Source organism: Pseudomonas bharatica, from assembly GCF_048586865.1.
Lineage (GTDB): Bacteria > Pseudomonadota > Gammaproteobacteria > Pseudomonadales > Pseudomonadaceae > Aquipseudomonas > Aquipseudomonas bharatica.
Window position 1 is genome coordinate 66,841 of record NZ_JBMAWR010000024.1, and the last position, 24,242, is coordinate 91,082.

19 protein-coding genes, 1 other RNA gene and 1 pseudogene are annotated in these 24,242 nt (G+C 58.3%); 17 read left to right on the forward strand and 4 right to left on the reverse strand.

Annotation, left to right across the window (positions count from 1 at the left end; all coding sequences use genetic code 11):
* Positions 1–207: 207 nt before the first annotated feature.
* Positions 208–1,881 carry a DNA repair protein RecN gene (gene recN / locus ACKLLE_RS22305; protein ID WP_064303361.1) on the forward strand — a complete coding sequence of 558 codons (1,674 nt, stop codon included), beginning with the start codon at positions 208–210 and terminating at the stop codon, positions 1,879–1,881.
* Positions 1,882–1,952: 71 nt separating this feature from the next.
* Here the strand turns inward: recN and fur are convergent, their stop codons facing one another.
* Complete coding sequence (gene fur / locus ACKLLE_RS22310) at positions 1,953–2,357, reverse strand: ferric iron uptake transcriptional regulator (protein WP_009404281.1); 405 nt, start codon at positions 2,355–2,357, stop codon at positions 1,953–1,955.
* Between the two features lie 97 nt (positions 2,358–2,454).
* On the opposite strand from fur, the gene ACKLLE_RS22315 reads away from it, so the two are divergent.
* Positions 2,455–2,979 (forward strand): outer membrane protein assembly factor BamE, encoded by a 525-nt coding sequence (locus ACKLLE_RS22315; RefSeq protein ID WP_064303360.1) that lies wholly within the window; start codon positions 2,455–2,457, stop codon positions 2,977–2,979.
* Between the two features lie 60 nt (positions 2,980–3,039).
* Here the strand turns inward: ACKLLE_RS22315 and ACKLLE_RS22320 are convergent, their stop codons facing one another.
* Positions 3,040–3,474: a type II toxin-antitoxin system RatA family toxin gene (locus tag ACKLLE_RS22320; protein WP_009404279.1), complete on the reverse strand. Its 435-nt coding sequence runs from the start codon at positions 3,472–3,474 to the stop codon at positions 3,040–3,042.
* 124 nt (positions 3,475–3,598) lie between these two features.
* Between ACKLLE_RS22320 and smpB the strand changes: the two genes are divergently transcribed.
* Positions 3,599–4,081 carry an SsrA-binding protein SmpB gene (gene smpB / locus ACKLLE_RS22325; RefSeq protein WP_009404278.1) on the forward strand — a complete coding sequence of 161 codons (483 nt, stop codon included), beginning with the start codon at positions 3,599–3,601 and terminating at the stop codon, positions 4,079–4,081.
* Between the two features lie 97 nt (positions 4,082–4,178).
* On the opposite strand, the gene ACKLLE_RS22330 is transcribed toward smpB, so the two are convergent.
* Positions 4,179–4,946: an FCD domain-containing protein gene (locus tag ACKLLE_RS22330; RefSeq protein WP_009404277.1), complete on the reverse strand. Its 768-nt coding sequence runs from the start codon at positions 4,944–4,946 to the stop codon at positions 4,179–4,181.
* A gap of 255 nt (positions 4,947–5,201) precedes the next feature.
* On the opposite strand from ACKLLE_RS22330, the gene ACKLLE_RS22335 reads away from it, so the two are divergent.
* From ACKLLE_RS22335 to ACKLLE_RS22390, 12 genes and pseudogenes are all read left to right on the forward strand, one after another.
* Positions 5,202–6,866: a lactate permease LctP family transporter gene (locus ACKLLE_RS22335; RefSeq protein ID WP_064303359.1), complete on the forward strand. Its 1,665-nt coding sequence runs from the start codon at positions 5,202–5,204 to the stop codon at positions 6,864–6,866.
* Between the two features lie 71 nt (positions 6,867–6,937).
* Positions 6,938–8,083: an FMN-dependent L-lactate dehydrogenase LldD gene (gene lldD, locus ACKLLE_RS22340; RefSeq protein ID WP_420059077.1), complete on the forward strand. Its 1,146-nt coding sequence runs from the start codon at positions 6,938–6,940 to the stop codon at positions 8,081–8,083.
* A gap of 77 nt (positions 8,084–8,160) precedes the next feature.
* Positions 8,161–10,971 carry an FAD-binding and (Fe-S)-binding domain-containing protein gene (locus ACKLLE_RS22345; protein ID WP_420059078.1) on the forward strand — a complete coding sequence of 937 codons (2,811 nt, stop codon included), beginning with the start codon at positions 8,161–8,163 and terminating at the stop codon, positions 10,969–10,971.
* Between the two features lie 123 nt (positions 10,972–11,094).
* Positions 11,095–11,373, forward strand: coding sequence for a hypothetical protein (locus ACKLLE_RS22350; protein ID WP_009394338.1), 279 nt, complete (start codon positions 11,095–11,097; stop codon positions 11,371–11,373).
* A gap of 92 nt (positions 11,374–11,465) precedes the next feature.
* Positions 11,466–11,857: a transfer-messenger RNA gene (gene ssrA, locus ACKLLE_RS22355) on the forward strand.
* 112 nt (positions 11,858–11,969) lie between these two features.
* Complete coding sequence (locus tag ACKLLE_RS22360) at positions 11,970–13,781, forward strand: DUF6538 domain-containing protein (protein WP_420059079.1); 1,812 nt, start codon at positions 11,970–11,972, stop codon at positions 13,779–13,781.
* A gap of 178 nt (positions 13,782–13,959) precedes the next feature.
* Positions 13,960–15,528, forward strand: a complete 1,569-nt coding sequence (locus ACKLLE_RS22365) for an AAA family ATPase (protein WP_420059080.1) — start codon at positions 13,960–13,962, stop codon at positions 15,526–15,528.
* Complete coding sequence (locus tag ACKLLE_RS22370; RefSeq protein ID WP_420059081.1) at positions 15,525–16,397, forward strand: HNH endonuclease; 873 nt, start codon at positions 15,525–15,527, stop codon at positions 16,395–16,397. The genes ACKLLE_RS22365 and ACKLLE_RS22370 overlap by 4 nt, the downstream gene beginning before the upstream one ends.
* Before the next feature lie 273 nt (positions 16,398–16,670).
* Positions 16,671–17,285: pseudogene (locus ACKLLE_RS22375) on the forward strand (recombinase family protein); the annotation flags it as partial.
* A gap of 113 nt (positions 17,286–17,398) precedes the next feature.
* Entirely contained in the window at positions 17,399–18,049 is a 651-nt protein-coding gene (locus ACKLLE_RS22380) for a helix-turn-helix domain-containing protein (RefSeq protein WP_420059082.1), read from the forward strand.
* Between the two features lie 113 nt (positions 18,050–18,162).
* On the forward strand, positions 18,163–19,137 hold the full coding sequence (locus ACKLLE_RS22385; RefSeq protein ID WP_420059083.1) for a hypothetical protein: 975 nt from the start codon (positions 18,163–18,165) through the stop codon (positions 19,135–19,137).
* Between the two features lie 263 nt (positions 19,138–19,400).
* On the forward strand, positions 19,401–21,116 hold the full coding sequence (locus ACKLLE_RS22390) for a hypothetical protein (RefSeq protein ID WP_420059084.1): 1,716 nt from the start codon (positions 19,401–19,403) through the stop codon (positions 21,114–21,116).
* Positions 21,117–21,254: 138 nt separating this feature from the next.
* On the opposite strand, the gene ACKLLE_RS22395 is transcribed toward ACKLLE_RS22390, so the two are convergent.
* Positions 21,255–21,719: a hypothetical protein gene (locus ACKLLE_RS22395; RefSeq protein WP_420059085.1), complete on the reverse strand. Its 465-nt coding sequence runs from the start codon at positions 21,717–21,719 to the stop codon at positions 21,255–21,257.
* Positions 21,720–22,157: 438 nt separating this feature from the next.
* Between ACKLLE_RS22395 and ACKLLE_RS22400 the strand changes: the two genes are divergently transcribed.
* Positions 22,158–22,385, forward strand: a complete 228-nt coding sequence (locus tag ACKLLE_RS22400) for a helix-turn-helix domain-containing protein (RefSeq protein WP_420059086.1) — start codon at positions 22,158–22,160, stop codon at positions 22,383–22,385.
* A 499-nt stretch (positions 22,386–22,884) separates the two neighbouring features.
* Positions 22,885–24,186: an MFS transporter gene (locus ACKLLE_RS22405; RefSeq protein WP_080604699.1), complete on the forward strand. Its 1,302-nt coding sequence runs from the start codon at positions 22,885–22,887 to the stop codon at positions 24,184–24,186.
* Positions 24,187–24,242: the final 56 nt, after the last annotated feature.

Sequence of the window (24,242 nt, forward strand, 5' to 3'; positions counted from 1 at the left end):
GTCGGCGAGCTCGACTCGCGCATCTGCCGGCCTATATGGGGTCGCAAAAAGCAGCTTCAAGGGCGATTGAACATCAATGTGCGGGGCACATAACTGTCCGCGATCAAAAGCCGGCCGGCACAAGCGAATGATGCTAAGGAAGGGCATTGCCAGAAATTTCAAAAACACTGTATAAATAACCAGACATTGACTCTGGGAGCCGCCCGCATGCTGGTGCACCTGTCCATCCACAACTACGCCATCGTCGAACACCTTGACCTCGAACTCGCCCGCGGCATGAGCGTCATCACCGGCGAAACCGGGGCCGGCAAGTCGATCATGCTCGACGCCCTGGGCCTGACCCTGGGTGATCGCGCCGACAGCGGCGTGGTGCGCCCGGGCGCAGACAAGGCCGACATCCTCGCCACCTTCGACCTGGACGACATTCCCGAGGCCCGCTCCTGGCTGGCCGAGCGCGACCTGGACAACGACGGCCCCTGCATCCTGCGTCGCGTGGTCACCGCCGAAGGCCGCAGCCGCGGCTACATCAACGGCACCCCATGCCCCCTCGGCGATCTCAAGGCGCTGGGCGAACTGTTGATCGATATCCACAGCCAGCACGAGCACCAGTCGTTGCTGAAGACCGACACCCACCGCCGCCTGCTCGACGAGTACGCCGGCGCCACCGACCTGGCACGCCAGGTACAGCTGGCTGCACAACGCTGGCGGCAGACCCACACCGAACTGGAACGCCTGCGCAACTCGGGCGATGAACAGCGCGCCCGCCACCAGTTGCTCAGCTACCAGCTGGAAGAACTGGACAACCTGGGCCTTGGCGAAAACGAACTGGAGCAACTGGAGCAGGAGCACAAGAACCTGACCAACGCCGAAGCCCTGTTCGGCATCTGCCGCCAGGTGATCGACCATTGCAGCGAGAGCGATTCAGGCAATGTGCTGAGCGCCCTGACAGCCAGCCTCAATCGCCTGACCGCCGTGCAGAATGCTCCTCGCGCCCTGGGCGAAGCCGTCAACCTGATCGCAAGCGCGCAGATCCAGGTGGAAGAAGCCGTTGGCGAACTCAACCGCTTCCTCGACAACTTCGATGCCGACCCGATGCGCCTGCAGCAACTGGAAGAGCGCCTCGATGCTCTCTATACCCTGGCGCGCAAGCACCGCGTCCACCCTACCGGGTTGCTCGACCTGCAGCAGCGCCTGGGCGAGGAGCTGGAAAGCCTGAATGCCAACGACGAATCGATCGAACGCCTTGAAGAGGAACTCAAGGCGTATACCCGCCACTATCATGAAAAGGCCGGCGAACTGAGCAGCCTGCGCCAGCGCGCATCGACCCAGCTGGCTTCGGCAGTGGAGCAGGAGATCCAGCGCCTGGGCATGCCGGGCGGTCGCTTCCGCATCGAGCTTCGGCCTGGCAATGGCGAAGACCTGCACCCCCACGGGCTGGAACAGGTGGAACTGCTGGTCAGCGCCAACCCCGGGCAGCCTCTCAAGGGGCTGGCGAAAGTGGCCTCCGGTGGCGAGTTGTCACGCATCAGCCTGGCGATCCAGGTAATCACCGCGCAGACCTCGCGAATCCCGACCCTGGTCTTCGACGAAGTGGACGTGGGCATCGGCGGCCCCACTGCAGAAATCGTTGGCCAGTTGCTGCGTCGCCTGGGCGAGCGTGGCCAGGTCCTGACCGTCACCCACCTGCCGCAGGTAGCTGCGCAAGGCCACCACCACCTGTTCGTGCACAAGGTGCGCAACAGCGATGCCACGCACACGGCCGTTACCAGCCTGGGCAAACGCGAGCGGGTCGAGGAAGTGGCACGCATGCTCGGCGGCATCGACCTGACCAAGGAATCACTGGCTCACGCCAGGAAGATGGTGGTGACCAGCAAGAGCTGATCCGGAAAACCTGAAATAAAGAAGGCGACCCGTGGGTCGCCTTCTTTATTGATGCAAACAAGCGCGAACGCTTACTTCTTCTTGCGCACGTACAACACCAGGTTGTGATCGACCAGTTCGTAACCGTGCTCGGCAACGATTTCCTTCTGGCGCTTCTCGATTTCAGCATCGAAGAATTCGACCACCTCACCGGAGTCCACGTTGACCATATGGTCGTGATGGCCGCCATCGGCCAATTCGAATACCGCGTGACCGCCGTCGAAGTTGTGACGTACGACCAGGCCGGCAGCCTCGAACTGGGTCAGGACACGATAAACCGTGGCCAGGCCGACATCTTCCCCCGCCTCCATCAACGCCTTGTAGACGTCTTCAGCGCTCATGTGGCGCTGCTCGGTAGAGTCGAGCATCTGTAGGATCTTGACTCGAGGCAGGGTCACCTTGAGACCGGCTTTGCGCAGTTCGCTATTTTCAACCATGGTCAGCTTTCTCGCCGATGCTGCTTCGCAGCTTCTCTGAATACGGGTATGATCGGGGTTTACGTTGTCCAGCCAAGATAGTGGAAGTCGCCCACCGATGCAAAACACCAAGCTCTTGCTAACCAGCCTCACCCTCGTGGGACTGCTCGCACTCGCCGGTTGCTCGTTTCCCGGGGTTTACAAAATCGACATCCAGCAGGGCAATGTCGTAACGCAGGACATGATAGACCAATTGCGCCCCGGAATGACCCGTCGCCAAGTACGGTTTATCATGGGCAATCCGCTGATCCAGGACACCTTCCACACCAATCGCTGGGATTACCTGTACAGCCTGCAACCTGGCGGCGGTGAGCGCCAACAGGAACGCATCAGCGTCTTCTTCAACGAACAGGACCAACTGGCCAGCCTCTCCGGCGACTTCATGCCAGGCAAGAGCCGCGACCAGGAAATTCTTGGTAACGAAAGCAGCACGACTGTCAGCCAGCCAGGCCAGCAACAGGCCGAGCCGGCAACACCAGAAAAACCTGCCCGCCCGGGCTCGCTGGAAGAGAAAATCCAGCGCGACGTCGACACCATCGAAGTCATGCCGGTACCGGCGCCGCCGCCACTGCAAACCGAGTAATCAAGGCGTGCATAAAAAAGCCCGAACAGATGTTCGGGCTTTTTTTTGAGCTGTGGCCTGTCAACCGTAGAGCTGCTTGGCCCGCTGGCAAAACGCATCGACCAGGGTATTCGCCGCCTGGTTGAACAGCGGCCCCAATGTCGCCTTGACCAAGGCTCCGGAATACTCGAACGACAGGTCCAGGCTGATCTTGCAGGCCTTCTCGCCCAAGGGCTTGAACACCCAAAGGCCATGCAACTGGCTGAACGGCCCCTCTTCCAGATTCATCTCGATGGATTGCCCCGGCACCAGTACATTGCGCGTTACAAAGTGCTGGCTGAGCCCGCCCTTCGCGACCTCGACCCTGGCCCGCATGGCGGTCTCGCTCTGCTCCAGCACGGTGGAACCGGAACACCAGGGCAGGAACTCGTGGTAGCGATCCACATCGTTGACCAGATCGTAGAGCGCCTGAGCGGGATAAGGCAGCAAGGCCGACCGTTGTATATGGGTAGTCATCCAGGCGTCATTTCCAAACGTGAACAAAAAGGATGCGGGGCATTGTCCGGGATTCACCGCGCCGCCTCAAGCTCGCCACTTCCCCGTAGCCGACGACGCAGCGACTCCCTATAATGCCGCCCCTATGGCCAAACAAAAGAAACATCCGACAGGGACCATCGCGCAGAACAAGAAAGCGCGACACGATTACTTCATCGAACACAAGTTCGAGGCCGGACTGGTCCTGTCCGGTTGGGAAGTAAAAAGCCTGCGTGCCGGCAAGGCGCACCTCGTGGACAGCTATGTACTGCTCAAGGACGGTGAAGCCTGGCTGATGGGCAGTCATATCACCCCGCTGACCACCGCCAGCACCCACGTCATCGCCGACCCGACCCGTACCCGCAAGCTGCTGCTCAACCGCCGCGAACTCGAGCGCCTGTACGTGGGCGTGCAGCAGAAAGGCTACACCTGCGTGGCGCTGTCCTTGTACTGGAGCAAGCATTTGATCAAGTGCGAAATTGCCCTGGGCAAGGGCAAGAAGGAATACGACAAGCGCGACACCGAGCGCGAGCGCGATTCCAATCGCGAGCTGCAGCGCGCGGTGCGTAACAAGGGGCGGGAAGACTAGTTCTTTCTATGCCCTTGAGGGCCTCATCGCTGGCAAGCCAGCTCCCACCCGTGGGAGCTGGCTTGCCAGCGATGAGGTCATCAGCAACAACACAAGATCAGCGCCCCTTGCGCCGCTCCGCCCGCGCCACCCGCTGCACTTCCTGCCGCGCCTCCTCCAGTACTTCCTGCACATACAGGATGTGTCGGCTCGACACTTCCCTTGCATCCTGCGCGCGCCCTTCGACGATCGCCAGGTACAGGTCCCGGTGCTGGCTGATCAGCATGTCCCGGGTCTCCGAACGCTGCTGGTACATGCCACCGATATTGGTCACCACGTTGCGCTTGAGCAGGTCGAACAAGCCGCGGATGGTGTGCAGCAATACCGCGTTGTGACTGGCCTCGGCAATCGCCAGATGAAAGCGCGCGTCGGCGGCGCCTTCTTCGGCGCGGGTCACCTCATCATTGCGGTTGTAGCAATCCTGCAAGGCATCGAACGCCGCCTTGAGCCGCTCGCGATCCACATCGGTCGCACGCATCGCTGCGTAATAAGCGCATGAGGCTTCCAGGGTGTGGCGAAACTCCAGCAAGTCACGCTGGGCCTCCGGGTTGCTTTCGAGCAACTGCAGCAACGGATCGCTGAAGGTCGTACCCAACGACTCCGCCACGTAGTTTCCGCCGCCCTGGCGACTGACCAGCATGCCCTTGGCCACCAGCTTCTGGATCGCCTCGCGCAGCGACGGGCGGGAAACGCCGAACTGTTCGGCCAGCACCCGCTCGGCCGGCAGACGCTCGCCAGCGGTGAGGGTGCCCTCAAGAATCATTCCCTCCAGCCGCTCGACGATATCGTCGGACAAACGGCGCTGGCGGACCTGGTCGAAAACCATCACGTGCTCTCCACAATCCCCGAGTCAGTTCGGGGGCGCCTATTCTGGCCTATCCCGCCCGTCTCTACACCCATCAGTTGGCAAGTTTCCTTACCACTCAGCCAACCCTTTCGTCGGCCCTGCGACCAAAGTTTCACGAGGACAAATTGACACACCCACGGAGAGGCTTTTAACCTAGCGCCTCGCCATTGTAAATTGGTATTACCAATTAACCAATGCCAGCGCCTTACCAAAAACAATTAGGGGCCACCCCATATGCAAACCTGGCAACAACTCTATAGTCCGCTTGGTAGTCTCGGCCTGTCCGCCCTGGCGGCAGTCATCCCGATCGTGTTCTTCTTCCTGGCGCTGGCCGTGTTCCGACTCAAGGGACACATCGCGGGCAGCATCACCCTGGCCCTGTCGATCCTGGTGGCGATCTTCGCCTTCCAGATGCCTGCCGACATGGCGTTCGCCGCCGCCGGCTACGGTTTTGCCTACGGCCTGTGGCCCATCGCCTGGATCATCGTCGCCGCGGTGTTCCTCTACAAACTGACGGTCAAAAGCGGCCAGTTCGAAGTGATCCGCAGCTCCGTGCTGTCGATTACCGATGACCAGCGCCTGCAGGTCCTGCTGATCGGCTTCTGCTTCGGCGCCTTCCTCGAAGGCGCTGCCGGTTTCGGCGCGCCTGTCGCCATTACCGCCGCCCTGCTCGTCGGCCTCGGTTTCAACCCGCTGTACGCCGCCGGCCTGTGCCTGATCGCCAACACCGCGCCCGTGGCCTTCGGTGCCCTGGGCATCCCGATCATCGTGGCCGGCCAGGTCACCGGCATCGACGCCTTCCACATCGGCGCCATGACCGGTCGCCAGTTGCCGCTGCTGTCGCTGTTCGTGCCGTTCTGGCTGGTCTTCATGATGGACGGCCTCAAGGGCGTGAAGGAAACCTGGCCTGCCGCGCTGGTCGCCGGCCTGAGCTTTGCCGTCACCCAGTACTTCACCTCGAACTTCATCGGCCCGGAACTGCCCGATATCACCTCGGCCCTGGCCTCGCTGATCGCCCTGACCCTGTTCCTCAAGGTCTGGCAGCCGAAGAACTCCTTCACCACCGCTACCGCCAGCGTCGGCGCCGCCGTGGTCAAGGGCGGCAGCCAGCCGACCCCGTACAGCTTCGGCGAAATCTTCAAGGCGTGGTCGCCGTTCCTGATCCTCACCGTGCTGGTCACCATCTGGACCCTGAAGCCGTTCAAGGCCGCCTTCGCCTCCGGCGGCTCGATGTACAACTGGGTGTTCAACTTCGCCATCCCGCACCTGGATCAACTGGTGATCAAGACCGCACCGATCGTCGCCAACCCCACGGCGATCCCGGCAGTCTTCAAGCTGGACCCGATCTCTGCCACCGGCACCGCGATCTTCCTCTCTGCGCTGATCTCGATGATCGTCCTGAAGATCAATATCAAAACTGGCCTGACCACTTTGAAAGAGACCTTCTACGAGCTGCGCTGGCCAATCCTGTCCATCGGCATGGTGCTGGCCTTCGCCTTCGTCACCAACTACTCGGGCATGTCCTCGACCATGGCCCTGGTCCTGGCCGGCACGGGCGCCGCGTTCCCGTTCTTCTCGCCGTTCCTTGGCTGGCTGGGCGTGTTCCTGACCGGCTCGGATACGTCGTCCAACGCCCTGTTCAGCTCGCTGCAGGCCACCACCGCACACCAGATCGGCGTCAACGACACCCTGCTGGTCGCGGCCAACACCAGCGGCGGCGTAACCGGCAAGATGATTTCGCCACAGTCCATCGCCGTGGCCTGCGCCGCGACCGGCCTGGTCGGCAAGGAATCGGACCTGTTCCGCTTCACCCTCAAGCACAGCCTGTTCTTTGCCACCATCGTCGGCCTGATCACCCTGATCCAGGCGTATTGGCTGACCGGCATGCTGGTTCACTAAAGTGACAGGGGCCGGGCGCGCTTCCGACGCGCCCGGCAGTTGCCTTCTCACACAGATAGCTGCGAGATCCCATGATCATTTCTGCCTCCACCGACTACCGCGCTGCGGCCCAGCGCAAGCTGCCGCCCTTCCTGTTCCATTACGCCGACGGTGGCGCCTACGCCGAACACACCCTGCGGCATAACGTCGAGGATCTGGCGAGCATTGCCTTGCGCCAGCGCGTTCTGAAAAACATGTCCGAACTGAGCCTGCAGACCAGGCTCTTCGACGAAACCCTGAATATGCCGGTGGTCCTCGCCCCGGTCGGCCTGACCGGCATGTATGCCCGTCGCGGTGAAGTCCAGGCGGCACGCGCCGCGGCTTCGAAAGGTATTCCCTTCACCATGTCCACGGTGTCGGTGTGCCCGATCGAGGAAGTCGCCCCGGCCATCGAACGGCCTATGTGGTTCCAGCTTTATGTCCTGAAAGACCGCGGCTTCATGCGCAATGCGCTGGAGCGAGCCAAAGCCGCCGGGGTCAAGACCCTGGTGTTCACTGTCGACATGCCGGTTCCCGGCGCCCGCTATCGCGATGCCCATTCCGGCATGAGCGGGGCGAACGCACCGCTGCGCCGTGTATGGCAAGCCATGACTCATCCGCAATGGGCCTTGGATGTCGGCCTGCTGGGCCGCCCGCACGATCTGGGCAACATTTCCAAATACCGCGGCAACCCCACCGGCCTGGCCGACTACATCGGCTGGCTCGGTGCCAACTTCGACCCGTCCATTTCCTGGAAAGACCTGGAATGGATCCGCGAATTCTGGGACGGCCCGATGATCATCAAGGGCATCCTCGATGCAGACGACGCCCGTGACGCAGTGAAATTCGGCGCCGACGGCATCGTCGTTTCCAACCACGGTGGCCGTCAGCTCGACGGCGTACTCTCCAGCGCCCGGGCCCTGCCGGCCATTGCCGACGCGGTAAAGGGCGATATCAGGATTCTTGCCGACTCGGGCATCCGCAGCGGCCTCGATGTGGTACGCATGATCGCCCTCGGCGCCGATACCGTGATGATCGGCCGCGCCTTCCTCTACGCCTTGGCCACCCACGGCGAGGCTGGCGTGCGTAACCTGCTGGAACTGTTCGAGAAGGAAATGCGCGTGGCGATGGTCCTGACCGGCGCCAAGTCGATCAGCGAGATCACCCGCGATTCCCTGGTCCGCGAACTGGGCGCCTGAGCGCGCCCGCCCTTTATACCGCCTGATTGACCGGAGCACGCGGCGCGCCAGAGGCCGTGGCTCCGCGAGGAGTTTGCATGAGCCTGCCCGCCGCGTTCCTTCGCGATGCCGAGCGCCTGATTCCCGCCGACCGTCGCTTCGACGATCCGACCTCGACCCTGGCTTTCGGCACCGATGCCAGCTTCTACCGGCTGATTCCCAAGCTGGTGGTACGGGTCGAATCTGAAGACGAAGTGGTCGGCCTGATCCATCTGGCCCAGCGCGACCGCGTTCCGGTGACCTTCCGCGCCGCCGGTACCAGCCTGTCGGGCCAGGCCATCAGCGACTCGGTGCTGATCGTGCTCGGCGATAACTGGAACGGCCGTGAAATCCGCGGCCAGGGCGAACAGATCCGCCTCCAGCCGGGGGTCATCGGTGCCCAGGCCAACGCCTGGCTCGCACCGTTCGGGCGCAAGATCGGCCCCGACCCGGCGTCGATCAATGCCTGCAAGATCGGCGGCATCGTTGCCAACAACGCCAGTGGCATGTGCTGCGGTACCGCGCAGAACACCTATCACACCCTCGCCGGCCTGCGCCTGGTGCTGGCCGATGGTACCCGGCTGGACAGTGAAGACCCGGCAAGCGTGGCCGCCTTCGAAAGCAGCCACGCCGGGCTGCTCGACGAACTGGCCCGGCTTGGTCGCGAAACCCGCGCCAATACCGCATTGGCCGAGCGTATCCGGCACAAGTACCGGCTCAAGAACACCACTGGCCTGTCGCTGAATGCACTGGTGGACTACGACCAGCCACTCGACATCCTGCAACACCTGCTGGTCGGCTCCGAAGGCACCCTCGGTTTTATCAGCGCGGTGACCTACGACACCGTACCCGACCACCCGCACAAGGCCTCGGCGCTGATCGTCTTCCCGACCGTGGAGAGCTGCTGCCGCGCCGTCACCGTGCTCAAGCAGCAACCGGTATCCGCCGTGGAACTGCTCGATCGGCGCAGCATGCGCTCGGTGCAGGACAAGCCGGGCATGCCGGAATGGGTGAAAGGCCTGTCGGAAAATGCCTGCGCCTTGCTCATCGAATCCCGCGCGGCCAGTCAGACGCTGCTGCATGAGCAGTTGGCGCAGATCATGGCGTCCATCGCCGATTTCCCGCTGGAGCAGAAGGTCGATTTCAGCGAAGACCCGGCGGTGTACAACCTGCTGTGGAAAATTCGCAAGGACACCTTCCCTGCCGTCGGCGCAGTGCGTCAGACCGGGACTACAGTCATCATCGAAGACGTCACCTTCCCCGTCGAGCAACTGGCCGAAGGTGTGAACCGCCTGATCCTGCTGTTCGACAAGCATGGCTACGACGAGGCGATCATTTTCGGCCATGCACTGGAAGGCAACCTGCACTTCGTCTTCACCCAGGGCTTCAACAACGCGACGGAGGTCGCCCGCTACCAGGCCTTCATGGATGACGTGGCACACTTGGTCGCCGTGGAGTTCGGCGGCTCGCTCAAGGCCGAGCACGGCACCGGGCGCAACATGGCCCCCTTCGTCGAACTGGAATGGGGCCGCGATGCCTATGAGCTGATGTGGAAGCTCAAGCGCCTGCTCGACCCCAACGGCATCCTCAACCCGGACGTGATCCTCAGTGAAGATCCGGACATCCATCTGAAGCATCTGAAGCCACTGCCAGCCGCCGACGAAATCGTCGACAAGTGCATCGAGTGCGGTTTCTGCGAGCCGGTCTGCCCCTCCAAAGGGCTGACCCTGAGCCCGCGCCAGCGCATCGTCATGTGGCGGGATATCCAGGCGAAGAAGCGTGCCGGCGAAGACACCTCGGCACTGGAACGCGACTACCGCTACCAGGGCATCGACACCTGCGCGGCGACGGGGCTGTGTGCCCAGCGCTGCCCGGTCGGGATCAACACCGGTGAATTGGTGAAGAAGCTGCGTGGAAAGGCCGCACATCACGGCAAGACCGCAGACTGGCTGGTGGAGAATTTCCATACGGCGCTCAGCGGCGCCCGCCTGACGTTACGTATCGCCGACGGCGCCCGTCGCTTGCTCGGTGCACCGCGCCTTGCCCGGATCAGTCATTCGTTGAACAAAGCGAGCAAGGGTCGCCTGCCGCAATGGACGCCGGCCATGCCGCAACCGCTCAAGTCGCCGAAGGTCGGCCTTGCCGGCACCGATGCGCGGCCACGGGTCGTCTACCTGGCCGCCTGCGTCTCGCGGGTGATGGGCCCGGCAGCGGGAGACAAGGAACAGACTTCTCTGTTGGACAAGACCCGTCGCCTGCTGGAAAAGGCCGGTTACCAGGTGGTCTTCCCGGAGAACCAGGACAGCCTCTGCTGCGGCCAGCCCTTCGCATCCAAGGGTTATGCCGAGCAGGCCGAGCACAAGCGCCAGGAACTGCTGGGCGCCCTGCTCCATGCCAGCCGCGGCGGCCTCGATCCGATCTACTGCGACACCAGCCCGTGCACCCTGCGCCTGGTGGAGGACCTGGCCGAGACCCGGCTTGACCTGTACGACCCGGTGCGCTTCATCCGCACCCACCTGCTCGACAAGCTCGAGTTCACGCCGCAGGACGCGCCGGTGGCGGTGCATGTCACCTGCAGCACCCAGCACCTCGGTGAAAGCCAGGCGCTGATCGACCTGGCGCGCCTGTGCAGCAAGCAGGTGGTGATCCCGGAAGGTATCCACTGCTGCGGGTTCGCCGGCGACAAGGGCTTCACTACCCCGGAACTCAACGCCCACTCGCTGCGCAGCCTGAAGGGCGCAGTGCAGTATTGCGAGGAAGGCATTTCCACCAGCCGCACCTGCGAGATCGGTCTGTCGAGTCATTCAGGCATCGACTACCACGGCCTGGTCTACCTGGTGGACCGGGTGACCCGCCCGCGCACCATCTGACCGTTTCCGGCCGGTTGGCAAAACAAGCCAACCGGTCGTGACATTCCCGTGAACTCCTTCAAGGGCGGCGCAGTCCACCCATCAGGCCCATTTCCCGAGGCCTTCCCAGCCAAGGAGATTCACATGAAGCGTACTGCGATTACCGGACTGTTCATGACCGCCGCACTGCTTGCCTCCCCTGTGTTCGCGGCGGATGACCTGTGCACTGCCAACCTGCAGAAGATCGACGATCAACTGACCAGTCTTGGCGCCACATCCGAAGAGCTGGTCAAATCGGTCAAGGAACAGGCCGACGACGCACGTGCCGCGAAGACCGCCGGCAACGACAAGGACTGCATCGCCCTTACCACCAAGGCCCTGCAGGACCTGCAGAACACCACCAAGGGTGGCGGCAGCGAGTGAGCCCGCGCATCCGGGCGATGGTATACGTCGCCCGGATGGCGTATACTCCGCCTTACGCGCTTGAGAAAGCGCTCGCTTAGAGCAGTAAAAATGGGGCCGATTAGGATTCGACGCCGGTGATGAAACTCTAGGTGCATGCCGAGTTGGTAACAGAACTCGTAAATCCACTGTTGCAACTTTCTATAGTTGCCAATGACGAAACCTTCGAGGGTTACGCTCTCGCTGCGTAAGCAGCCGAGCCCGCCCTTCTGGTAGCTTCGGCTCCAGCAATCATCAGGGGATGCCTGTAAACCCGAAATGATTGTCATACAGAACAGGATCGCCGTGCAGTACGTTGTGGACGAAGCGGCTAAAACTTACACAACTCGTCCAAAGCACCCTGCCCGTCGGGCGGCTGCGGATTAACTCAATAGACACGGCTAAGCATGTAGTACCGACAGCGGAGTACTGGCGGACGGGGGTTCAAATCCCCCCGGTTCCACCAAATACCCTACAAAGCCCCAGTTTATGGGGCTTTGTGCTATCTGGGCTTTGCGTTTTTGGCCGGTGTGCCACTGACGTGTCACATTCCTGTGGGGCACCATCAGGTGCCTAGCATGAAGCCAACCCCCTCTTACCTGACCCTCAATCGTCACGGGACGTTTTACTTCCGCATCGTAATTCCTCGCCCGCTCCGAGCCTTGCTCAAGAGGCAGCGCGAGATCAGACGCACCCTGAAAACCGACAGCTATCGATTGGCCCAAAAACGCGCCCGACAGTATGCTGCCCGGTATGAAATGGCCTTTGAGAAGGTGATGTACGTGATGGAGCGTGACGAACTCGGTCTTACTGAGGCCGACTACCTGGAAATGCTGGAGCTATTTCCCGACTTCTCTACCCCCAAAGATGAAAGCTCGCCTACTGAGAAGGTTCTTTCAAACGAAGAGATCGAGGCCCGCCAACGCCTAGGAGAAGTGGAGCGACTTTTGACCGGAGCATACGGCCGGACAATTCCAAGCGAACACGAGCCCTTAGCAGAGCAATTACTGGAGCTTTCTCGCCCCTACCTAGCGACCGAGCTGCGCAGGGTGCTGCCCAAGCTTAGAGACGAGCTTGTTCTCCGCCAGCTCAAACCAACGGGTAACCATCCCTACGCAGAAGAACAGCACCACCTGTTACCAAGTTATGACCCAGCGATGGCTGACTGGACGCTTTATCAAGTATGGGAACACCAGCTTGCCCGTGATAAGGCCGACACGTCCTCAAAAGGGGGGCAAGCCAACCATGGAGGCACTTTCGCAGAAAATGAGCGGCGCGCTCGCGTGATGACCGTTCTCACGCAACACAAGCCGGTGATTCAGCTAACCAAGCAAGACTGGCAAGAGGCTTATGATTCCGCGCGAAACATGAGGAACGGCGCTTCAGTGTCATTAGCACCTAACCCTACACCATTGGATGAGGTTCTAACCGACGATCCAGAGCTGAGAACAGGGCATGAGAGGGTGAGCGCACTCATCACATCGATGAAGCAAATACAGGAACATGCTCGGTTTCTTGATTTGACCTTCATCAGACCGACTGACCTCCTCATCAAGCCCGTTGAAAAGAGACGAAACTCCCGAAGCCGTGATGGTGTGCCTTTTTCGGCAGATGACGTTGAAGCAATTTTCTCTGGTTACATCTACCAGGGACAGGTAACCACTGAGCGAACCAAGGCATATCCTTTTTGGTTCTGGCTACCGTTGGTGGGTTACTTCACTGGGGCTCGAACGAACGAGATAGCCCAGCTAGATACTGCTGACATCAAGGAAGTCGACGGCTATCCCTGTATTGATTTCTGCCCTGATGACGAGACCACCTTCGAAGCAAAGAGAATCAAGACAGCAGAGGCGCGACTGGTCCCAGTACATCCACGCTTAATTGAATTGGGCTTCTTGGATTATGTTGCGGACCAGCAACGCGCCCGTCAGAAAAAACTGTTTGGCGACGGCCTGACCTACCTCCGCCCTAGAGAAAACGACACTAAACACAACAAAGAAGGCTGGGCCAAGAGCGCCGGAAAATTCTTCAACGAGAGCCCCAAGGGCTACTTAGTCTCTGTTGGAGTCCACCAACCTAACGATGGCAAAAGCATCTACTCATTTCGACACTCACTCGAAACGAATCTAAGCAACGCCAGACGAGATGGCAAACAAGTGGATCAGAGCATCATCGATGCGATAACAGGTCACACACCCCAGACGATAGCGAGCAAACACTATGATGGCGGAGCCACCACTGAGCAAAAACTAACAGTTCTCTTGCTTTTGCCAATACCAGCGGCCATCCATCGACTAGTCAGTTACGAGGTGAATTTCGTAGATCGATTCGGGGACATCCTCAAGAAAAGCATCGTGGCCCACCGCAAAAAACATGCCCGGACCATTTGAGCGCTGATCCAAAGCCGTAGGTTTTGTAGAGGGCGTCGAAGGCCAACCTGAGTATGCTACCGAGCAGGCTGACCAGTCGCGCCTCTACTGGCTATACCAGTCGGAGGCCAAATGCCATACTCCGGGGCATAGACTTCGAGTCGTCCACTGAGCACAGATGCGATTGGAGTAAATACGGATGTTTACTGTAGTAAACGGAGCACAATCTCTGCCTCAGCAAGGTGTAAACCTTGCTTTTCTCGTTGTTGATTACTGGGACGACTGGTTCAAGTTCCGCACGACGTTCACCCTATTCGCATTTGACTCCAACGGCATTCGCCACAGAGTAGGATCCGTTAAAATCGGCCAGGCAGGCCTTCTCCCCAGTCAAAGCGGAACGGATCTTCCTCCCAACACCCGAACCCCAGCCCTTCCGGATACCTTTATCGAGCTAGATCCCGAGCAATTTTTCTCGCTTGGACAGGATGAGGACTACTACGCGACACTTCAGTCACTACCTCAAGGCCTCGGTATCAAAATACTCCGGGGACTTTGCGACTGCGCATATGACCTCGGCATCCTTGATCGACATATAGCCGAATTGGTAATGCATGAGTCGATCCTTCGCTCGATAGAGGAACTGAACGTCCGCAACCGGCTGAATCGCCTAGCTCATGGAAACCCGATACTCACTCGCTTCGAGTTCCAGTTTACTTTTCCACCAGAGACCGTGGTCATGGGAGGGCCTCCACCCACTCCCCCACCCACGATGCAATTCCAAGTCATCCCTAACGCAATACCTCCAACAAATCTACATGTCCTTATCGGGCGCAACGGCGTAGGTAAAACGCGGTGCATTCAAAGCATCCTTAACACACTCCTAGGACGAGACACCGAAAGCGCTCCACAAGGCACGTTAGAACGCCTTGGAGAGAATCAGCACGAGTGGACGTTTGCGGGCTTGGTCTCAGTCTCCTTCAGCGCCTTCGACTCATTCGAGCTACCTCCTCTTGCCGCCCAACGAGCTCCAGCTACATTTGTTGGGCTACGATCTCAACGGAAGGATGAGGATGGAAATCTTGTTGATATTCTTAAAGGCACTGCTGACTTGGCGAAAGACTTCGTCGAAAGCCTCGAACGCTGCATAGATGAGCCTCGTCGCACCCGCTGGCTTAAAGCCGTGGCGACGCTATCCACCGATCCTCTATTTGGCGAAACCGGAGTTGAGCAGCTCATTGAAGGAGACCCCGAATGGAGTGTGCGAGCATCCCGATTTTTTAGGCGTCTGAGCTCAGGCCATGCAATTGTCCTGCTCACAACGACTCGCCTTGTGGAATTAGTCGATGAACGAACTCTAGTAGTCCTTGATGAACCTGAGGGCCATTTGCACCCTCCCTTACTTTCTGCATTCATTCGCACTGTCGCTGACCTGATGGTTGCCAGGAATGGCGTTGCTCTGATCTCAACTCACTCACCAGTGGTCTTACAAGAAGTGCCGCGCAGCTGTGTGTGGATGTTGAGGAGAACACGAACGCAATCGACTGCTGAACGCCCGTCCATTGAGACGTTTGGGGAGAGCGCAGGAGTGCTAACCCGTGAGGTATTCGGCTTGGAGGTCACTCATTCTGGCTTCCATAAGCTAGTTGCAGCCGTTGCTCAACGACCAGGGACGACCTACGCCGGCGTCGCATTTCATTTCAGAGGGCAACTAGGGACCGAAGCGCAAGTATTGGCAAGAAGCCTAGTACAACGCAGGACGACCCCATGAAGCGGCTTCGTCCACCTCTAATTCATGCAACTGACACGGTGCACGCATGCGTTGCAGGCATCACCATAGCGGAACGTGCTCAGGCACTAATGGACGCACTTCCAACCATCCAAATATCCGAGGCCGAGTACTTGGAGCTTGGGCCAGCCGGTCAGCTTTACCGCATCACGCCAAGCAATTCGGTAACCCCTTCGATAGATTCAGCGCTAATGGGTGTCATCTATAAGTCTCATTTTGCCAGGCAGGGCTCACCATCGCGACCACTCTATGACCAGATTAAGATGGCGCCTGAGTTCGGAATCTGTCCACTTTGCGGACAGAGAAACGTCGCGACAGTTGATCACTATCTCCCTCAGACTCGCTTCCCCACACTGAACCTGACCCCCCTCAATCTGGTCCCCGCCTGCTCAGACTGCAATAAGAAGAAACTGGCAAGTGTCCCCATGAGCGCAGAGAGCCAGACTTTCCACCCGTACTTTGATGAGCTGAGTAATGAGCGCTGGTTGATTGCCGAGATCCATCCCTCCTCCCCTCCTTCAGTGTCATTTGGCATTCGCCCTGCTGAAGCATGGGATGACGTAATGACCGCACGGATGCGCCACCACTTTCTTGTGATGGACCTAGAAGAACTCTATATCGCCCAAGCGGCCAGTGAAATGGCCGACATTTCTTACGCGCTCGAAGAAACCGGCGCCACAACCGGGCTAGAAGGGATCCGCCAACACCTCGATTCTCAATTCAGATCACGGCACGCTCGTGACCCAAACTCGTGGAAGACAGCACTATATGAGGGTTTGCGAGACTCCGACTGGTTCTGTGCGGAAGGCTACCGCTTGATCCGCAACCGAGCTCAGACGACTACCCGATAACAGCCTAAACCGATCTTAATTGAGCTACCTGCCTCATCGATCACGCGACTAACGGACACGTATTCTGTTGGATCCACCCTATCCCCCTTCGGGATTGAGGCAGAGTCCAAGGAATTCGAGTTGCCACTCTCAACCCCTCGCGGACTATCACAGAAGTAGACGTAAACGGTAGTCCGATAGTGCCCTGCCAACGACTATCAAATAACTATTTGTGGTAGACATATGATTCAACTATCATTGCTCTATCGAAACCAGACCAAAGGATAGCCAGGCATGAACGCCCACCTTTACCTCCGCGCCTCAACGAAAGAGCAAGATGCCAATCGTGCAAGAGGCGCCCTGGAGCTATTCGCTACCGAAAAAGGTTTGAACATCGCTGGCGTCCACGCTGAGAACATCAGTGGTACGAAGCTCAATCGCCCTGCATTGCTCACCTTGCTCGAAACTGCCCGCAGTGGAGAGGTGCTATTGGTTGAGTCAGTTGACCGCCTCAGTCGCCTGTCGCAAGTCGATTGGGACACACTTAAGGCCACGATCAGAGACAAGGGCCTTCGGTTGGTCGTGGTGGACCTCCCTACCAGCCATATGCTGGTTGAGGCGAAAGGAATCACCGGGCAAATCATGGATGTAATCAACAATATGTTGATTGACCTGATGGCAACCATGGCGCGACTAGATCAGGAAAAGCGTGTCGAGCGCATAAAGCAGGGCCTCGAAAACAAGCGTGCTGCTGATCCTGACTGGAAGCCAACGGGCAAAGGACGGAATGCGGCCAAGTGGACAGAAGTCGAGTCACTGATGCAAAAGCATCCAACAATGTCTGCGGATCAGATTGCCAAACTCGCTGACTGCGGTGTGGCAACCGTTTACCGCATCAAACGCACATTGAAAGCAGGCTCGACCGCAGTTCACGAAACGGCTGCATCACTCGCAACATCCCAGACCACAGCAAAACAAACTGGCGACGACCAGAGCGCAGACTTTGCGCAAGGAGAATGAGGATGGCCGGTAAACAAAAAACGCCGGATCAAGCTGCCCAGGCGGTGATTCTCCGAGAGGCTGGCTGGACTGTCTCAGCAATTGCGCAGCGCATGAGTATCAGCGTAAGCACAACACAGCGCCTTCTCAAAAAGCACAAAGCCATTGCTGGCGCCAGCACTCAGACCCTGATTGAGAAGGCCAGAGAGGATCTACTCACAGCGGCATTCTCGTTGGATGCTGTGCAGCAAACAGCCGCTTCCCTGGTAGCTGAAGAACTGGCGCTGAACCAACAAATCAGAACCAAGCTGGCGCATGCCCTTGAGGTACTCGATCCGGCTAATCCTATTGTCTTCAGAGGGCTTGCCGCTGCATCAACTGCACTGAAGCTGACGCAGGACGTTACGCGACGAGCCCTCCCATTGGAAAAGTTGAATCAAGCGTTCGCCGTCGAAGAGCTTCCAGAGTTGCAAATTCACATTATGTCGGAGAGCGATGTCGCAGAAATGCGGGCACAACAGCGCCTAGAAGAAGCTGAGCGTGACGGAGACCTTGAGGGTATCGAGGACGAACTTGAGAATCTCCGCTGGATGGAAGGTAAGCGTATAGCGCAGTTACAACAGCTTGACGATGACATCGTTTGCGAAGGCTTTGACACCATCTTGCCCGGATGATGACCGGGCAATCGTCAAACCCTTAGAAATCATCACAAGCATTCAACCCCCTGATCTCACCCAGCAGATCGCATTTTTGAAAATCGCCTCCATCAAGAGGCAGAGAGTTCACCATGACCACGGAACGTGAGATCGCTGCTCGCAGCATGCAAGAAGATCACCTCTCTGAAGGGCAGATGGAGAGCCCGGCTCAACATTTTCCTCATACCAGCCAACGTATGGGTGAGTCCAGGTCAGCTATGACCTTGAAGCAAAAACCCGTAAAAATTCGACCTTATCAACACCTCTCAAAGCTAGGAACGGCGGTGCATGCAAAGGAATTGACCATGCACAAGAGAAGTATCTTATCTAAGAATATTCACAACCCTCAGCAGAGGCTGAAGGCCAACACTCTACTCAACCAGCCATTACCAACCGAGACTGTTCTCAAGTCGTGGAGAGATACAACTGAGAGTGACAAGCTAGCGACAGCAGTCATGCCCCTGTACTGGATGGGGCAGAAAGAAGGCTGGGAGCTGAGAAGATTTACCTTGATGCTCAATGAGAAGCTGAGTGACCGAATGGATGCCGGAGATACGAAAGCTTTCGAACACGTCCGCGATCAGATCACACGAAGCATCAAGCAAGCGTTAGGTGCCGATGCTCATTTCCTATACGGAATCGAAAAAGCTCCTGCGGCACTGGCGGCCGACGGAGGTCGCTGGCGCTGGCATATCCACGGCTTGATCGTTGGTCGGACAGGGTTCGACGAAACCGGAAAAACACCCCTCCGCAAGGCTCTACAAGGCATCAAGGGAGAGGCTCACAACGACTTGGCATTCCACACTCCAGACGAGAGATACGGGCGCTGTCCGAGGGCCTCAGCACTTGGCTGGGGTGTCTACACGGTCAAAAATGGCCTCTCCGTCCAACTCAATCCCGCGCTTTCTAACAGCTACAACCTTGCTCCCGGAAGACAGACGTTCATCTCGGGAGTCCTCAAGCGAGAAGCCAAGCGATGGCATGAGGGGAAGTTGAAGGGGGTGACTGAACGTATGCTGCGAGAGCAGGGGCTGGCAGGTCTGTACGAATTACAAGTGGATATGTAATGTTACCCGGATCGAAAACTGGGACCGTTGTTCAGCTTGGATCACCCATTAGGGTGGAGTTGAGCAGCCCTTCACAGATCCTATTCGGCCAGTCTGAACATCGTATTTGAGTAGCGCATAGGTAGAGCATCACTGGCTCCGGATCTGTCGGAACTCAGTTGGCGACAGGTAAAAACCTGGATAGCAGCTAGCATCCGCCCGCCGTCTTGACGCTATGCCCATCGACCGCACTTATTGACATCAACGACTCTCGTAGAATGCACATGGCCACTCCCCCCCAACCAATCAAAGCCACTGCTGACATTGCTGAGCTGCTGCTTCACTCGAAGGCGTCATGGCCGCTGACCCCCGAACAGAGAGGGGACCTTGAACGCATTTCGCGTTACGACGTTGCAACCTATTCGGAGGAAGACGTTCGGGCAGAGATTATCGATCCCGTTATTCGAATCCTCGGCTATGCCAAGGAGACCTATTTTTCCACTCAGCGTGAAAAGCATCTGAAGGTCGCGGGGGGCGACTTGTTCATCGACTACAAAATGACTTTATGGTCGGAGGCTTTCTGGATCATTGAGGCGAAGAAGGTCAAGCGCAAGACGTTGAAGTTCACTTCTAAAGAACTTCAACAAGTGCTGCTGTATGCAGCGCACCCTGAAATCGACGCTGCTCTCGTTGTGCTATGCGACGGGCGAGTCTTCGAGGTTTACGATCGCGATGAGAGCGTGACACAGCCAGTGGCACGTGTGGAGGTCGCAAAGCTGCCGGAGCAGTTCCACGTGCTTCAGGCTCTACTCGGTCCTTGGCAGGCTTGGTTCTTTCAGAAACGCCGCGCGCTTAAGGTAGCCAGCCGCGTCCTGCAATTGGAGATGACACCTGGCCGAATTGATGAGTTTTCAGACGCGATGCAACGACGCGTACAAGACGCACGAACAAGGGTTTACGATAACTGGCGCAAGACGAGACCCTCCACGGACGAAAACGCACAATGGCGTAGCGCTCTCGAACAAGCTTCTATCAGAAACATAGTCGCGACCGAGTTCTTCTCGGGCCAGACAGCTTCCGGCTGGAAGATTGTCGCCAAGTCGTTGGTAGACAAGGCGAAGCCCGGGGCATTCGAGCTGATGTACGCAATGTTTCCGGACCATCCTAAAAACCTTAACGACCACTATGTGGCGCAGGCTTTACTTACCCTTATCGAATTCGGTAAATCTGGACGAGAAGCCGATTGGATGCCTACATGGTTAGGCGCCCAGCACTCCAGTGCCAATGTGGACGCCCAGATCAAGAAACTGATTGCTCTCTCACTTACTGCTTTCAAGGCCGCCCCGGAGTTCAGAGCCGTGCTCCAATTTGCGGCCTGCGCACGAAGAGTGTCAAAAATTCTGATGGCTCTTATCCCAGCGTTTTCGAAGCCTGGACATATCCGCCACCAGCACGTGCGTCACTTTCTGGATGAGTTCGACTATGCACAGCTCATGTCGACACCTGAAGGCCATAACCTCCGACAACTGGACGTGTACGCGTATGGGCTAACCGAAAGGTTCGTACACGAGTGTGTGGACAAACAACAGACTCATGGCCGTTTCAGCGTGATCCGGGCGCGGACGCTGCTGAATGACTTATGGCAGACTGAACGTCTACTTCTCAGTGACGGCACGGACTATTGGAGGAGCCTGGAGGGCCGAGGCCTAGGTGGCGAGATCCATCCCACTGAACATAACTGGGTGGACTACGACTATTTGGGTCACGTCGTACTGTGCGCGTTAAAGGGCATCCCTGAATGGCGCGAGTACACGGTTGCGAATCACGGGGACGATGTCCTGAAGATTGCGGCTTACGGATCGTGGGCTGCCCGTAAGGTCCTAGGGATTGCAGAAAGTGTAAAGTTGACACCCTTGCCGGATATCGAGAAAGCTGAGCGGTTTTTCGATGGCGACGTAGCGCTTTTCACCGATCTTCAAGGAGCTTACTCAAACCGATAGCCGAAGGCTTGAGTAGTAACGCTATAACCGTTTGAGAATGCCATAACGGGCCGAAAGCGGCCCTTTTCTCACCTGGCACTTATGCAAAAGGGAGGGTCGCCATCTCCCTTTTGCACCGACATGCCAAAGGCTAAAGCCTCATTGCTTCATTCCCACCAAGATCAGCTCTTTGATCCTATGTTGGTTGTACAAGTCCGCGTACTCAAGGTACGTCATCGACCCAGGATGCTCATTCAGATCAAGCCCGGAAGCGATCACCTCACGAACCTTGGCTTCATCACCTTGCGCAATCGCCCGCATGAGGTCATCAGAGGTCAACACAACAGGTTCAACCTCAGATGGGCTACCTACCCCACCAGAACCAGCAGCACGGCTCTGAGCAACGCTGCCAAAGCCATAGAGCATGACGCCGATGATGACAAAGGCCAATCCAAGCATGATTGAGTTCTGTCGGTCCGAAAGCAGCCCGGAGTTATGCACTCTAGCTCCGGCTGTAAACGACGATGAATACACGTCGCTCACAGCCACAGTCGTATCCATGTTCAAGCCCATCATCAGGATGATGAAACCCACTATACCAATCACTACACCCGCAATTTTCATCACCACTCCTTTGGCTCAAGGCCACCTGACTAACGAATACTGTTCCTTGACCGACGCACAGCTATCGGGGCTGAGCCCCTGAGACTGACGTCGGGCATTTTCTTGCACGCCTGCCATGAAGATCGGCAAGTAGGTTTGCTGATCATCCGATCCCGGTAGGAAACGCTGATCCATCCAATCCCCAACTCTCGCAGCCTCAGAGGACGTGTTAAGGCCGCAGCCAACCGCCCGGCCCAGCAACGTAGCGTAGGTCGTCAAGCGATCTACATCCGCGTCAGAGGCCGCCAGTGCGTTGAAGCACACACTTCCGACCAAAGCACCAACACTGACCCTTCCTGTGAATAGCTTCATTCAAACTCCTTCATCGAAAAGCATAGGGGACCAGGCTGCATACTATCGTATGTAGAACGTAAACCTGCATGCAAAGACATTGCGCGCATGGCTACGAATACACGCGAATCACCCCTCCTCCTGATCTTTGCTGCGAACGTGCGGCGGCTTCGGCTTGAGCGAAATTTGTCCCAAGAAGGGCTGGCTGAGCTGGCGGGGATTCATCGGACCTACGTTGGAATGATCGAGCGCTCCGAGAAGAACGCCACGATCTACAACATCGAGAGGCTTGCTAGAGCACTTGGTGTGGCGCCTTCAGACCTTCTGATCGAGTAACCGCAAAGGGTTGGCTAAGGGGCTCACGAGGCGCCGCATGCCGAAACCAAGGCCCCCGTGTCATCGCACTTGAAGACCAAAAGAGAAAATCGTATGGTCAGCGCTCTACCATCATCCAGCTCCACTAGGGTGTGACACTGCCGGTACTGGCGATTAGGGTTGAGGGCAAGGAATTGAAGGGTGGAAATGGGGCCGCTGTGTAAGGTTCTTTTCCCCCCGGTTCCACCAAATACGCAAGACAGAAAGGCACTTTCGCGAGGTTCGCGAAAGTGCCTTTTTTGTTGTCTGGATTTCAACCTCCTCACGGACCATACGCTCAAGAGATCGTATGACAACACGCACAAAACCGCGAAGGCACAAGCCATCAGCCTGAATTCGCGCAATTCTAGTTGTACGACGACGCACAACATGCCATTCTTTCCTGGAAACATTTTGTCTCACTTCGCCATGCCAGCACCGAGACAAGCACCGCACCTCTAAAAATAACGCCAGGTGAACCATGAAAATAAAAGGCATCCGTTGGTGGATGGTCAGCCTTGTTACGGCTGGGCTCGTCGTCAACTACCTCGCTCGCAACACCCTGTCGGTGGCCGCGCCCACCTTGATGACCGACCTCTCCATCTCCACCGCCGAATACGCCAAGATCGTGGCCGCCTGGCAGTTCTGCTACGCGCTGATGCAGCCGATCGCCGGCTGGTTGATCGATTTCATCGGCACCAAGCTCGGCTTCGCCGTGTTCGCCCTGGCTTGGTCCGTCGCCTGCGCCGGTGCGGCCCTGGCCAGCGGCTGGCAGAGCATGGCGTTCATGCGCGGGCTGCTGGGGATGACCGAAGCCGCCGGCCTGCCCGCCGGGGTCAAGGCGACCACCGAATGGTTCCCGGCCAAGGAGCGGTCGGTGGCGATCGGCTGGTTCAATATCGGTTCGTCGTTCGGTGCGCTGCTGGCGCCGCCGCTGGTGGTCTGGGCGATCCTGCACAGTGGCTGGCAACTGGCGTTCGTGCTGGTCGGCGTGGCGGGGATCATCTGGACACTGCTGTGGATGCTGCTCTACAGGCACCCGCGCGACCAGAAGCGCCTGAGCGAAGAAGAACGCGACTACATCCTTTCCGGCCAGGAAGCCCACTTCAAGCAGGAAAAACGCGAGAAAGGCGCCTGGAAAAAGATCTTCAAGACCCGCAACTTCTACGCAATCGCCTCGGCGCGCATCCTCTCCGAGCCGGCCTGGCAGACCTTCAATGCCTGGATCCCGCTGTACCTGATGACCGAACGGCACATGAACATCAAGGAGATCGCGATGTTCGCCTGGCTGCCCTTCCTCGCCGCGGATATCGGCTGTGTGCTCGGCGGCTACCTGAGCCCGCTGTTCCACCGTTACCTCAAGGTATCGCTGTTCACCTCGCGCAAGATGGTCCTGGTATTCGGCGCCAGTTGCATGATCGGCCCTGCCTGCATCGGCCTGGTGGAAAGCCCCTACACCGCGATCCTGCTCCTGTGCATAGGCGGCTTCGCCCACCAGACCCTGTCCGGCGCGCTGTACTCGATCACCTCGGACTCCTTCACCCGCGACCAGGTGGCCACTGCCACCGGCATGGGCGGGATGTGCGGCTACCTCGGCGCCACCGTATTCACCCTGGCTTTCGGCATCCTGGTCACGCAGATCGGCTACAGCCCGCTGTTCGTGGTGCTGGCGGCGTTCGATGTGATTGCTGCGTTGCTGGTGTGGAAGGTGGCGAAAGAGGTGACTGCGGTGCCGGCTCCACGTCCGGTCGCTTCAGCCGGGGGCAACCAGGCGATCGCCTGATCCAACAACAGACAAGGACCGCACTCGCGGTCCTTTTTTATTGATCAAACACACCC

What these genes read in the sequence shown, in the direction of transcription:
- ACKLLE_RS22405 (WP_080604699.1), top strand. Translation starts at nt 22,885, where the DNA reads ATGAAAATAAAAGGCATCCGTTGGTGGATGGTCAGCCTTGTTACGGCT.
- smpB (WP_009404278.1), top strand. Translation starts at nt 3,599, where the DNA reads ATGGCCAAACAAAAGAAACATCCGACAGGGACCATCGCGCAGAACAAG.
- ACKLLE_RS22330 (WP_009404277.1), bottom strand. Translation starts at nt 4,946, where the DNA reads ATGGTTTTCGACCAGGTCCGCCAGCGCCGTTTGTCCGACGATATCGTC.
- ACKLLE_RS22315 (WP_064303360.1), top strand. Translation starts at nt 2,455, where the DNA reads ATGCAAAACACCAAGCTCTTGCTAACCAGCCTCACCCTCGTGGGACTG.
- ACKLLE_RS22360 (WP_420059079.1), top strand. Translation starts at nt 11,970, where the DNA reads ATGAAGCCAACCCCCTCTTACCTGACCCTCAATCGTCACGGGACGTTT.
- recN (WP_064303361.1), top strand. Translation starts at nt 208, where the DNA reads ATGCTGGTGCACCTGTCCATCCACAACTACGCCATCGTCGAACACCTT.
- ACKLLE_RS22390 (WP_420059084.1), top strand. Translation starts at nt 19,401, where the DNA reads ATGGCCACTCCCCCCCAACCAATCAAAGCCACTGCTGACATTGCTGAG.
- ACKLLE_RS22395 (WP_420059085.1), bottom strand. Translation starts at nt 21,719, where the DNA reads ATGAAAATTGCGGGTGTAGTGATTGGTATAGTGGGTTTCATCATCCTG.
- lldD (WP_420059077.1), top strand. Translation starts at nt 6,938, where the DNA reads ATGATCATTTCTGCCTCCACCGACTACCGCGCTGCGGCCCAGCGCAAG.
- ACKLLE_RS22365 (WP_420059080.1), top strand. Translation starts at nt 13,960, where the DNA reads ATGTTTACTGTAGTAAACGGAGCACAATCTCTGCCTCAGCAAGGTGTA.
- fur (WP_009404281.1), bottom strand. Translation starts at nt 2,357, where the DNA reads ATGGTTGAAAATAGCGAACTGCGCAAAGCCGGTCTCAAGGTGACCCTG.
- ACKLLE_RS22345 (WP_420059078.1), top strand. Translation starts at nt 8,161, where the DNA reads ATGAGCCTGCCCGCCGCGTTCCTTCGCGATGCCGAGCGCCTGATTCCC.
- ACKLLE_RS22335 (WP_064303359.1), top strand. Translation starts at nt 5,202, where the DNA reads ATGCAAACCTGGCAACAACTCTATAGTCCGCTTGGTAGTCTCGGCCTG.
- ACKLLE_RS22370 (WP_420059081.1), top strand. Translation starts at nt 15,525, where the DNA reads ATGAAGCGGCTTCGTCCACCTCTAATTCATGCAACTGACACGGTGCAC.
- ACKLLE_RS22400 (WP_420059086.1), top strand. Translation starts at nt 22,158, where the DNA reads ATGGCTACGAATACACGCGAATCACCCCTCCTCCTGATCTTTGCTGCG.
- ACKLLE_RS22380 (WP_420059082.1), top strand. Translation starts at nt 17,399, where the DNA reads ATGGCCGGTAAACAAAAAACGCCGGATCAAGCTGCCCAGGCGGTGATT.
- ACKLLE_RS22320 (WP_009404279.1), bottom strand. Translation starts at nt 3,474, where the DNA reads ATGACTACCCATATACAACGGTCGGCCTTGCTGCCTTATCCCGCTCAG.
- ACKLLE_RS22385 (WP_420059083.1), top strand. Translation starts at nt 18,163, where the DNA reads ATGACCACGGAACGTGAGATCGCTGCTCGCAGCATGCAAGAAGATCAC.
- ACKLLE_RS22350 (WP_009394338.1), top strand. Translation starts at nt 11,095, where the DNA reads ATGAAGCGTACTGCGATTACCGGACTGTTCATGACCGCCGCACTGCTT.